8 protein-coding genes and 2 pseudogenes are annotated in these 12062 nt (G+C 62.4%); 9 read left to right on the top strand and 1 reads right to left on the bottom strand.

All coding sequences use genetic code 11. The features are described from left to right. Window positions 1-100 precede the first annotated feature (100 nt). From ETW23_RS13965 to ETW23_RS13940, 7 genes are all read left to right on the top strand, one after another. Window positions 101-2566 carry a CoA transferase gene (locus ETW23_RS13965; protein WP_134830339.1) on the top strand — a complete coding sequence of 822 codons (2466 nt, stop codon included), beginning with the start codon at window positions 101-103 and terminating at the stop codon, window positions 2564-2566. 219 nt (window positions 2567-2785) lie between these two features. Continuing rightward, the gene (locus tag ETW23_RS13960) at window positions 2786-3619 is read left to right on the top strand and encodes a cytochrome c oxidase subunit II (RefSeq protein WP_134830338.1); all 834 of its coding nucleotides are present in this window, start codon (window positions 2786-2788) and stop codon (window positions 3617-3619) included. A gap of 70 nt (window positions 3620-3689) precedes the next feature. Further along, window positions 3690-4016, top strand: coding sequence for a cbb3-type cytochrome c oxidase subunit I (locus tag ETW23_RS25410; protein ID WP_205879904.1), 327 nt, complete (start codon window positions 3690-3692; stop codon window positions 4014-4016). An 8-nt stretch (window positions 4017-4024) separates the two neighbouring features. Then, complete coding sequence (locus tag ETW23_RS13955; protein WP_205879903.1) at window positions 4025-5461, top strand: cbb3-type cytochrome c oxidase subunit I; 1437 nt, start codon at window positions 4025-4027, stop codon at window positions 5459-5461. Further along, window positions 5458-6162, top strand: a complete 705-nt coding sequence (locus tag ETW23_RS13950; protein ID WP_134830337.1) for a cytochrome c oxidase subunit 3 — start codon at window positions 5458-5460, stop codon at window positions 6160-6162. Before ETW23_RS13955 ends, ETW23_RS13950 begins: the two co-directional genes overlap by 4 nt. Window positions 6163-6174: 12 nt before the next feature. After that, on the top strand, window positions 6175-6891 hold the full coding sequence (locus ETW23_RS13945) for a heme-copper oxidase subunit III family protein (protein ID WP_134830336.1): 717 nt from the start codon (window positions 6175-6177) through the stop codon (window positions 6889-6891). A 9-nt stretch (window positions 6892-6900) separates the two neighbouring features. After that, window positions 6901-7272: a cytochrome C oxidase subunit IV family protein gene (locus ETW23_RS13940; RefSeq protein ID WP_134830335.1), complete on the top strand. Its 372-nt coding sequence runs from the start codon at window positions 6901-6903 to the stop codon at window positions 7270-7272. Between the two features lie 114 nt (window positions 7273-7386). Here the strand turns inward: ETW23_RS13940 and katG are convergent. Next, window positions 7387-9601, bottom strand: a pseudogene (katG, locus tag ETW23_RS13935) (catalase/peroxidase HPI). A gap of 208 nt (window positions 9602-9809) precedes the next feature. Between katG and ETW23_RS13930 the strand changes: the two are divergent. Together ETW23_RS13930 and ETW23_RS13925 are read left to right on the top strand one after the other, a co-directional pair. Continuing rightward, window positions 9810-10726 (top strand): annotated as a pseudogene (locus tag ETW23_RS13930) (LysR substrate-binding domain-containing protein). A gap of 201 nt (window positions 10727-10927) precedes the next feature. After that, window positions 10928-11989, top strand: a complete 1062-nt coding sequence (locus ETW23_RS13925; RefSeq protein WP_129370153.1) for a Hint domain-containing protein — start codon at window positions 10928-10930, stop codon at window positions 11987-11989. The last annotated feature ends 73 nt before the right edge of the window (window positions 11990-12062 follow it).

Genomic DNA, 12062 nt, shown 5'->3' with positions numbered 1-12062 from the left:
TGTTAGGGAACGCATGCTTTTTTGGCCAGTGGATATTGCGGGGCCTGAAGGTAATCTGTTGCGGATTGAACTTTGAACCGACAACAGGCGAGACCTCCCCATGCCGCAGCGCCCCCTTTCCCATATCCGCGTTCTCGACTTCGGCCATTACCTGGCCGGTCCCCTGACCGGCTTGTTGCTGGCCGATATGGGCGCCGAGGTGATCCGCATTACCCCGCCCGGCGGCACCGGCTTTGACGGCCTGGCTTTCGACATGCTGTCGCGGGGCAAGCAGGTGCTGGAACTGGACCTGAAATCCGATGAAGGCCGCGCCACCGCAATTGAGCTGGCCAAACGTGCCGATGCGGTGATCGAGAACTTCCGTCCCGGGGTGATGGGCCGGCTGGGCCTGGGGCCGGAGGCCTTGCGCGCGGCCAACGATCAGCTGGTCTATCTGTCGATGCCGGGCTTTGCCTCCACTGACGCTGATCTCGCGGACCTGCCTGCCTGGGAGGCGGTGATTGCCGCCTATACCGGCCAATTCACCGACATGGGGTTGAACCGCCGCCTGATGGGCATAAACCCGTCTTTTTCGCCTCTGGCGCTGGCTTCGGCTTATGGGGCCAGCTTTGGCGCTATGTCTGTGCTGTTTGCGCTGAACGCGCGGGAACAGAACGGCGGCGACCATATCGAGGTGCCGCTGGCCGCCGCGCTGCTGGAGGGGCTGGTCTATAACTGCGAGCAGATCGAGGACTACCCCGAGCGCTATAAATCCCCGCGCGAGGTGGAGCTGGACCGGCGCGAGGCCGAAGGCCTGCCGATGAATCTGAAGTTCGCGGAGCTGTCCGAATTCCTCGACCCGTTCTACCGCACCTATACCTGCGCCGACGGGCGCGGCTTCTATGTGGTGGCCGGCTCGGTCGCCACTCACCCGCGGCGGGTGCTGGAGACCCTTGGGCTGAAGGACTTGGCCGATGAGCTGCCGGATTTCTCAGCCTATCTGGACACCAAGGATTGGCCTGCTGAATGGTCAATGCGCAATTATCCGGTGGGTCCGTCCGACCGTGCGCGGGTGTCATCTGCGATGAAGGCCGCATTCCTGACCAAGCCCTCGTATGAGTGGGAGGATTTGTTCGGCGCCGCCAAGGCCCCTGCCACTGCACAGCGTTTCACTAGTGAATGGCTTGATGACCCGCATGCGCTGGCCTCGGGCCTGGTGCTGCAGGTGGAGGATGCCAAGCACGGAACAATGCGTCAGATGGGCAATGTGGCCTGGCTGAGTGATGACGCAGGCGCGGCGCAGAAGATCAGCGCCGCCAACGCTGATCTGTCTGCGCTGCTGGCCGAGCCGGAGCGTGGCGGTGGCGGCAGCCAGGAGGGTAAAGGATGGCTCGACGGATTGAAGGTCGTTGACCTCACCAATGTGATTGCCGGGCCGACCATCGGTTCAACCCTGGCGCGGTTCGGCGCTGAGGTGACGCTGGTGCAGCCGGTGGAGCCGTCTGTCGATCCTTGGAACACCGTGGTTTTTGGCATCCACGCGCAGCGCGGCAAGGAAAGCATCCTGCTGAACCTGCGCACGGACGCGGGGCAGGACGCATTGGCCCGCCTGATTGCCGGCGCTGACGTAATCACGATGAACGGCACCGATCAGCAACGGGACAAACTGGGCCTCTCGGCGGAACGGCTGGCAGAGATCAACCCGCGCCTGATCCTGGTGCAGCTGGATGCCTTTGGCGGCCCTATGCGCGGACCGAAGTCGGATCACCTGGGCTATGATGATCTGGCGCAAGCCGCCACCGGCGTGATGCTGCGCTTTGGCGGCGGCATGGGCACACCCGAGGAGCACGCCCATTTCGGCACCATCGACGTGCTGACCGGTTTTTGCGCCTGTGTGGCTCTGGGCGGCGCTTTGCTGCGGCTTAAGGAAACCGGCAAAGGCGGAGTGGCGCGGGCCTCGCTGGCGGCGGCGGGCAATCTGATCCAGGCGCAGTTCATGTACGGCCACGCGGGCAGGGCGCCCTTTGACGAACCCTCAGGCCGCGAGGCCCTGGGATGGGAGCCGTTCTACCATTGTTATCAGGCCGCGGACGGCTGGTTTTTCTTTGCGGCGCCCAGTGAGCGCGGCGCTGCGCTGGCGCGGGTGGCAGAGCTGGCAGAACTGGCCGCGCTGCCGGTGGATCAGCTGCATGCCCCCCTGTCCGTGCGGTTCAGCACGCAGCCGCTTGCCTATTGGCGTGCGGCATTTGCCGGAACCTCTGCCACGGCGGTGCCGCTGTCGTCGCTGCACGAAACCCGCGATGCGGCGCTGCAGCTGGAAAGCGCCGGCAGTATCGATCTGAAGGAAGCGACGTTCCGGGTGATCCGCCACGACCGGCACCCGATGGGCCGCTGGTGCGATCTGGTGGCGCCGAATGCGGTGCGCCCGCAAGCAGGCCGGATCACTATACCGGGGCCTGCACCGAAATACGGTGCGCACACCAGAACCATCCTGGAGCGGTTGGGTTACCCGCCGGAACAGGCTGAGGCGATGATTGCCAGCGGTGCTGCGGGTGAGGCCTGGTCGGCAGAATACTTGCCGGAATAGACCTTGGATCTGCGGTCTTGCAGAGTACGGGTGCCCGGGCCGGGCGCCTGTTTGTCCTTGCCGGGAAATGCGGGGAAATGGAAATTATCTGCCGCAAAAGGCGTAAAACTTCCGGAATCTGGATTAATTTGTGAAACCGTAATATAGTGGCATCTCATGCCAAATGAACCTGTGTGCCGGACGAACGGAAATGTCCGGGCAGCGGGGAAAGGGGGCGGGATGCTGATTGCGGTCGTGCTTGTGCTGATCGTGGCGGGATCTGTTGCGTTCCATCTGTTAAGCCCGTGGTGGTGGACGCCGATCGCGTCGAATTGGGACTATATCGACGATACGCTGGTTATAACCTTCTGGATCACCGGCGCGGTGTTTGCCGCGGTGGTTCTGTTCACGGCCTATTGCGTCTGGAAATTCCGCCACCGGCCCGGGCACAAGGCTGAATTCGACCCGGAAAACAAACGGCTGGAGGTGTGGCTGACAGGTGTGACCGCTGTGGGGGTCGCGGCGATGCTGGTGCCGGGGCTGTTTGTTTGGAAGCAGTTCGTCACCGTGCCTGAAGACGCCACTGAACTTGAAGTCTTTGGCCAGCAGTGGAGCTGGGCCTACCGGCTGCCCGGCGCTGACGGGGTGCTGGGCACCGCCGATGCGGAATGGGTGAACGGGGAAAACCCCTTGGGTGTCAATCCGCATGACCGCTTTGGCAAGGATGACCTTATCATCGAGGGCGGTGAGGTGTATCTGCCGGTGGATAAGCCGGTGAAGCTGCTGCTGCGCTCGATTGATGTGCTGCACAATTTCTACGTGCCTGAATTCCGCGCCAAGATGGACATGGTGCCGGGCATGGTCACCTATATCTGGCTCATCCCCACCCGCACCGGCACCTTTGAAGTGTTATGCGCCGAGTACTGCGGCACCGCCCATCCCTTCATGCGCGGCTATGTGAACGTTGTGGAGGCGGCGGAATACCAAGAGTGGCTGCAGGAGCAGCTGACTTTTGAAGAATATGCCAATGGGGGCTCTGAAACCGGAGCCGGAACCAGGCTCGCAAGGCGCTAAGGGGGCGGGCGCAATGCGCCCCCTTGTGAGGAAGGCCGGGCGACACATCGGAATTGGATGGAGTTCTGCAATGACCGACTACTTGCCTGAACCGGACAGCAATCTGCCGCCGCGCGAAGTGGCCGATGTGATGCCGCCGCATGCGCACAGCTGGATCGGCAAATACGTCTTCTCGCAGGATGCCAAATACATCGCCATCCAATACTCCGGCACCGCCATTGCAATCGGCATGGTGGCGCTGGTGCTGTCCTGGCTGATGCGGCTGCAGCTGGGCTTTCCCGGCACTTTCGACTTCATCACGGCCGAGGCCTATTACCAGTTTGTCACCATGCACGGGATGATCATGGTGGTCTATCTGCTGACCGCGATTTTCCTGGGGGCTTCGGCAATTACCTGATCCCGCTGATGGTCGGTGCGCGCGACATGGTGTTTCCCTTCGTCAATATGCTCAGCTTCTGGATCTACCTGCTGGCGGTGCTGGTGCTGGTGGCCAGCTTCTTTGTCCCCGGCGGCCCCACCGGCGCAGGCTGGACGCTTTACCCGCCGCAGGCGGTGCTGTCCGGCACGCCGGGCGGCGCGCAGGGCGGGATCATCCTGATGCTGTTGTCGCTGATCCTGTTCATCATCGGCTTCACCATGGGCGGGCTGAACTATGCCGTCACCGTGCTGCAGGCCCGCACCCGCGGCATGACAATGATGCGGCTGCCGCTGACAGTCTGGGGGATTTTCACCGCCACGGTGATGGCGCTGCTGGCGTTTCCAGCGCTGTTTGTGGCCTGTGTGATGATGCTGTTCGACCGGCTGCTTGGCACTTCTTTCTTCATGCCCACGCTGGTCGAGCTGGGTGAAAAGCTCAGCTATGGCGGCGGCAGCCCGATTGCGTTTCAGCATCTGTTCTGGTTTTTCGGCCACCCCGAGGTCTACATAGTCGCGCTGCCGGCGTTCGGCATCGTCTCCGATCTGATTGCCGTGCATGCGCGCAAGACCGTGTTCGGCTACCGGATGATGGTCTGGGCGATCGTGATCATCGGCGCGCTCAGCTTTATTGTTTGGGCGCACCATATGTATGTCTCGGGCATGCATCCGTGGTTCGGTTTCTTCTTTGCCACCACCACGCTGATCATCGCCATTCCCACCGCGATCAAGGTCTACAATTGGGTGCTGACCTTGTGGAAGGGCGATATCCATCTGACCATCCCGATGCTGTTTGCACTCGGCTTTATCGTCACCTTCGTGAACGGCGGGCTGACAGGTCTGTTCCTGGGCAATGTGGTGGTTGATGTGCCGCTGTCGGACACGATGTTTGTGGTCGCCCATTTCCACATGGTGATGGGGGTGGCGCCGATCATGGTGATCTTTGGCGCGATCTATCACTGGTATCCGCTGATGACCGGCCGTCTGCTGAACCAGGCAATGGGCCAGATCCATTTCTGGGTCACCTTCATCGGTGCCTATGCGATCTTCTTCCCGATGCACTATGTCGGACTTGTCGGGGTGCCGCGGCGATATTTTGAGCTTGGCGAGCCGGAGTTCCTTACTGCGCCGGTGGAAGGACTGAATGCCTTCATTTCATCGGCGGCGCTGATTGTCGGCGCGGCGCAGCTGCTGTTCCTGTTCAATATCCTCTGGAGCCTGCGCCACGGGCGTGCGTCGGGCAGCAACCCTTGGCGGGCGACCTCGCTGGAGTGGCAAACACCCGAAATCCCGCCCCGGCACGGCAATTGGGATGAGCTGCCCAATGTCTACCGATGGGCCTATGACTACAGCGTGCCCGGCGCGGCTGAGGATTACGTCGCACAGACTGACCCTTGGGTGCCGGACGGGCAGGGGCGGCGGCTGTGACTGTCATCCTCGCCTTTCTGGCGCTGGTGGCGCTGGCCGCGGGGCTATGGCTGTCGCAGCAGCATCTGGCCGCTAAACCCTGGCTGGAAACCGGGATTGCGCCCTTGGCGGGTCATGGTCCGGGCCGCGCGCCGGGCATCATCTTCATAGCGGTCTTTGTAACGGTGATCGGCGGGCTGTTTGCCATGCTGGGCAGCGCCTTTGTCATGCAGATCGAAGAAACCCCGTGGGAGCTGGTGCCGCTGCCGGGCCGGGTCTGGCTGAACACGGCTTTGCTGCTGCTGGCCAGCCTGTGTCTGCAATTTGTGGTGATGTCCGCACGGGCAGGCACGCAGCGCTGGCTGCGCGGCAGCCTGATTGCAGCCAGCATCGCCACTCTCGCCTTTCTGACCGGCCAGATGCAGGTGTGGATCTCTTTGACTGATGGCGGCTACCGGCTGGACGGCACCCCGGCGGCAAGTTTTTTCTACCTGATCACCGGCCTGCACGGGCTGCACATGCTGGGCGGTATCGTTGCGCTGGCGATGGTCTGCGCGCGCCATGCCGGAACCGGATCAGGGGACGTGAAGGCGCTGCTGCCGGGTGTCCGGCTCTGCGCGCTCTACTGGCACGCGCTGCTGGCGTTCTGGCTGATGCTGTTTGCGCTGCTGCAGGGCTGGGGCAATGCGTTTCTGGCGCTCTGCCGCGCGGCTGTGAGTTGAGGAGGGAGACCAATGGAACACCCGTTGCAAGGCCAGGATCAGACGCTGCAGCAGCAGGGCCATAGCGGCTTTGCCGCCGATTGGGGGTCGGATCAGCGGGCCTTCAAAAAGGTCTCCTGGGGCAAGGCGATGATGTGGATCCTGCTGCTGAGCGATACCTTCGTCTTTGCCTGTTTCCTGGTCGCTTACCTGAACGCCCGCAACTCCACCACCGTGGAGTGGCCCAACGCCAGTGAGGTTTTTGCCCTGCATATCGGCGGCGCGAACCTGCCGCTGATCCTGATTGCCATCATGACCTTTGTGCTGATCTCTTCCTCCGGCACCATGGCGATGGCAGTGAACTGCGCCTACCGCAAGGCGCGCAAGGCCACCGCCGTGCTGATGCTGGCCACTGCCGCGCTAGGCGCGATGTTTGTCGGCATGCAGGCGTTTGAATGGTCCAAGCTGATCTCCGAAGGCGTGCGTCCCTGGGGCAATCCCTGGGGGGCCGAGCAATTCGGCGCCAGTTTCTTTATGATCACCGGTTTTCACGGCACCCATGTCACCATCGGGGTGATCTTCCTGGTGATCGTCGCCCGCCGGGTCTGGCGCGGCGATTTCGACCGCAATCAGCGCAGCTGGATGTCAGCGGGCAACGGCGACTACGAGGCGGTGGAGATCATGGGGCTTTACTGGCACTTCGTCGACCTGGTCTGGGTCTTTATCTTTGCATTCTTCTATCTGTGGTAGGGGGCTGATATGACACATTCACCGCAAACCGCCGAGGCCGCAGAGCTGCAGCATGAAGAGGGGCAGCAGCATCCGCTAAAGCTCTATTTTGCAGTCTGGATACTGTTGTTTGTGCTCAGCGCGGCGTCTTATTGGGTGGACTACGCGCAGCTGCAGGGGCTGCTGCGCTGGAGCCTGATCCTGATCTTCATGACGCTGAAGGCGGGGCTGATCATCGCGGTCTTCATGCATATGGCTTGGGAACGGCTGGCGCTGATTTATGCGGTTCTGCTGCCGCCCCTGGCGATGATCGGGCTCTTGGCGATATTGATCATTGAGTCGGATTACACGGCAGAGACACGGGTGATTGAGTTCGGACAAGGGGCTGCTGCGTCCGAGTAAGTGATAATACGCCCGGCCGAGGTCAGGCGCTGCCCTTCTCTTTGTATCTCAAAGGCCGCAACGAAAAAGGCGCCCCGGATTTCCGGAGCACCTTCATTTCAAGTAAGGTGCAGCTTACGCTGCCAGATCAAACCGGTCTGCGTTCATCACCTTGACCCAGGCTGCCACAAAGTCCTGCACAAAGGCCGCCTCGCCGTCTGCCTGCGCATAAACCTCGGACAATGCCCGCAGCTGCGAGTTGGAGCCGAACACCAGATCCGACCGCGTGCCGGTCCACTTGACGGTGCCGCTGGCCCGGTCACGGCCCTCGTAGGTGCCGTCCTCAGCCGGTTTCCACTCCACCCCCATATCGGTGATAGCGGTGAAGAAATCGGTGCTGAGCGTGCCGGCCCGGTCGGTGAACACCCCGTGCTTGGAGCCGCCATGATTGGCGCCCAGCACCCGCAGCCCCCGATCAGCGCGGTCATTTCCGGCGCGCCAAGGGTCAAAAGCTGCGCCCGGTCCACCAGCATTTTCTCAGCCGGAACGCTATAGGCGGCCTTCTGGTAGTTGCGGAAACCATCGGCCTCCGGTTCAAGAACGGCAAAGCCCTCAATATCGGTCTGCTCCTGGGATGCGTCCGTCCGGCCCGGTGTGAACGGCACCGAAACCGGGTGGCCTGCGGCCTTGGCGGCCTCTTCCACGCCGGCGCAGCCCGCCAGCACGATCAAATCCGCCATCGAGATCTTCTTGCCGCCTGCAGCGCTTGCGTTGAACTCGGACTGGACGCCTTCCAGGGTGTTCAGCACTTTGGCCAGCTGCTCCGGCTGGTTCACCTCCCAGTCCTTTTGCGGCGCCAGGCGGATACGGCCGCCATTCGCGCCGCCGCGCATGTCCGAACCGCGGAAGGTGGAGGCCGAAGCCCAGGCGGTCGAGACCAGCTCGGAAACCGACAGCCCGGTTGCCAGGATCTTGGCCTTCAGCTGCGAGGTGTCCTGTTCATCCACCAGCGCATGATCCACTGCCGGGAGCGGGTCCTGCCAGATCAGATCTTCGGCAGGCACATCGCTGCCCAGATAGCGCGACTTCGGACCCATGTCGCGGTGGCACAGCTTGAACCAGGCGCGGGCAAAAGCATCGGCGAATTTCTCCGGGCTGGCATGGAAATCGCGCGAGATCTTCTCATAGGCCGGGTCCATCCGCAGTGACATATCGGCGGTGGTCATCATCGGCGCATGGCGCTTGCTCGGGTCATGGGCATCCACCACCATATGCTCCGGCGCCACGTCCTGCGCATGCCATTGCTGCGCACCTGCGGGGCTTTTCTCCAGCTTCCACTCATAGCCGAACAGCACGTCGAAATAGCCCATGTCCCAGGTTGTCGGGTTCGGCTTCCAGGCGCCCTCGATACCCGAGGTGGTAGTGTCGCCGCCCTTGCCGGAGCCATGCGTATTGATCCAGCCAAGGCCCATCTGCTCCATCGCACCGGCTTCAGGTTCAGCGCCGACCAGCTCAGGATCACCGGCACCATGTGCCTTGCCAAAGGTATGGCCGCCTGCAACCAGCGCCACGGTTTCCTCGTCATTCATACCCATGCGCGCAAAGGTGTCACGCACATCCAGGCCCGAGGCGACCGGGTCCGGATTGCCGTCGGGACCTTCCGGGTTGACGTAGATCAGCCCCATCTGCACTGCTGCCAGAGGGTTTTCCATGTCCCGGTCGCCGGAGTAACGGCTGTTTGCCTGATCGCTGGTGGCCAGCCATTCGGTCTCGGATCCCCAGTAGACGTCTTCCTCCGGTTCCCAAACGTCGGTGCGGCCGCCGCCAAAGCCGAACACCGGGCCGCCCATTGATTCAATGGCGCAATTGCCGGCCAGGATTATCAGATCACCCAGGAAATCTTGTTGCCGTATTTCTGCTTGATCGGCCACAGCAGGCGGCGCGCCTTGTCCAGGTTGCCGTTGTCCGGCCAGGAGTTCAGCGGTGCAAAGCGCTGGTTTCCGGTGCCGCCGCCGCCGCGGCCATCGGCGGTGCGGTAGGTGCCGGCACTGTGCCAGGCCATGCGGATGAACAATCCGCCGTAATGGCCATAATCCGCAGGCCACCAGTCCTGGCTGTCGGTCATCAGCGCAAACAGATCCTTTTTCACCGCCTCCAGATCCAGCTTGCTGAAGGCCTCGCGGTAGCTGAAATCAGCCCCCATCGGGTTCGACTTGGGCGCATGCTGATGCAGGATCTTCAGGTTCAGCTGGTTCGGCCACCAATCCTGGTTCGAGGTGCCGCCGCTGCCGGTATTCAGCGCCGCGCCGTGCATCACCGGGCATTTTCCTGCGGGGGTATTTCCGTCCATATTCTTCTCCGATCGTGGCTTCAAACAGTTGAACTGTGTCGTGGCAAAAACGTTCCCGGATCAGTCCGGCAGCACAGGTGCCGCCTGAAAATGCATTTGGGGCACAGACTGCTGTTGCCGGGTTTCCCTGTTGTCCTGCAGTGGAGGCTAGCAGGGAATTACCATTGGATTAAGTTGCATTTATTCATCGCAGTGATAATAAAATCCTATGATAAACGTGACTCTCCGCCAGATGCGCTACTTCGAGGCGCTGGCCCAGCACCGCCATTTCGGCCGCGCGGCAGATGCCTGCGCAGTGTCCCAGCCCGCTTTGTCTGTTCAGATCAAGGAGTTGGAGGAGGCGCTGGGGGTGCAGCTGGTTGAGCGCGGCGCCCGCCAGGTGCGGCTCACCAGCCTGGGGAAGACCTGGCAGGCCGGGTACGCGGTATTTTGCGATCCGTTGATGAGCTGGGCGAGCTGGCGCGGGCGTCCCGGGAGGGGCTGGCCGGGCGGCTGCGGATCGGGGTGATTCCCACCATTGCGCCCTATTTGCTGCCGTCCATCGTCGGGAACCTGACCCGGCAGTACCCGGAGGCCGACATCCGAGTGCGCGAAACCGTGACCCCAAGGCTGCTGGAAGAACTGGGAGAGGGCCGGCTGGACACGGCGATTGTGGCGCTGCCGGTTTCGGAACCGGCCTTTGAGGAGGTTGCGCTGTTCGAAGAGGATTTTGTGCTGGTGCGTCCCGGCGAAGACACTGGCAAGCCGGTTCCCGGTCCCGATGGTTTGCGCGAAATGCGTCTGCTGCTGCTGGAGGAGGGGCATTGCTTCCGCGATCAGGCGCTGTCGTTCTGCAACATGCAGTCGGCGGCCCCGCGCGAGCTCTTGGATGGCAGCTCGCTGTCGACCCTGGTGCAGATGGTCAGCGCCGGAATCGGTGTCACGCTGATTCCCGAAATGGCCGTTCCGGTCGAGACCCGCTCGGCTGTTGTCTCGGTAGCGCGTTTCCGGGACCCTCAGCCGGCCCGCACCATTGGCATGATCTGGCGCCGCAGCAACCCGCTTGCGCGGCAGCTTCTGCAGGTGGCAGAGGTGGTGCGGCAGGCCGCACAGGCCTTGCGATCCAGCTATAGTCCGCTGAATTGAAACGGCTTTGTTGCGTGTTTGCGGACAATTATCTGCGCTGTTTTCCAGCGATTGAGTGCCGCCAAAGCCGCTGCAACCGCATGAGGAATGATGCGTAAAGGGCACGATCACAACCATTTTACGGCCCGGCGGTTTCAGGCCTGAAGTTGCGTCGTTAAGATTTCATTAATAAAAAACGAACTTAGGCAGGCATACAGGCAGATGATAACGGGCTTTCGTGGCACGTTTGTTGTTTCCTGGTCGCAAACCGAGATTGACGGCCTTCCGGCCGCACCGGTTGACGCTCTTGATGTAGGGGCGGCTTGGTCCTGGCATGGCGATGCTGTGCGGGTGGACGGGCCGGCAGAGCTGTTGCGGCTGGACATGGCAAACGGCGAGGCAGATTTGCGCCGCCGGGCGGCACGGTCAGTGCGCCGGCTGGTCGGTGCGGCAGTTCAAAACCGGACCGATGTCGATTCGGTCAAGGTGGACGAGCCGCTGATGGACAGCAGCTTTGTTGTGACCAATGGCGTGCAAAGTTTCACCGTAACTCTCATAGAGGTGGGGCCGGGCCAGCGCCCGCTTTTGATGTTTGTGGACGCGCTGCCGCCGCGCGGGGCTGATCTGTGGGTGGTGCATCATTCGCTGGGAACGGTCAGTGCGGACCGTCCGCAGGGCGAAACCGGTGTGATCTGCTTTACCCCGGGCACATTGATCGCAACACCCGGCGGCCCGAAGCGGGTTGAGCGGCTGCGCGAGGGCGAAAAGGTGCAGACCCGCGACAACGGCGCCCAGGAAATCCTGTGGATCGGCTCCCGCCGGATCAGCGGCGCACGATTGTTTGTGATGCCGCGGCTGCGCCCGATCCGCATTCACGCCGGGGCCCTGGGCATCGACCGGCCGGAGCAGGAGCTGCTGGTCTCGCCGGATCACCGGATGCTGTTGCGCGGCGACCGGGTGCGGGCGCTGTTCAACACGCCCGAAGTTCTGGTGGCAGCCGGCGATCTGGTCAACGGCCGCACAATCCTGCCCGACGCCTCGGTGCGGCAGGCGACCTATATCCATATCATGCTGGCCAATCATCAGGTGCTCTGGGCCAATGGGGTCGAGACAGAAAGCTTCCACCCCTCCAACGCATCCCTGACCGCGCTCAGCGACAGCGACCGGGCGCGGCTGTTCCATCTGCAGCCCGGGCTGGAGCGCAACCCGCTGGCTTATGGCGCCTATGCCCGCCGCAATCTCAGCGCGTCCGAGGCTGCGATTCTGGGTCACGAGGCGGCCTGATCCGTTACCCGAAGGCTGCCAGGCGTCCGGGCTCTTGCTGATTTCGCGGATTTCCCTGCGAAACCTGGCCGGC

Source organism: Leisingera sp. NJS201, from assembly GCF_004535885.1.
Taxonomy (GTDB): domain Bacteria; phylum Pseudomonadota; class Alphaproteobacteria; order Rhodobacterales; family Rhodobacteraceae; genus Leisingera.
Note: the sequence above shows the minus strand (reverse complement) of the source record. Positions and strands in the feature narration are given on the sequence as shown.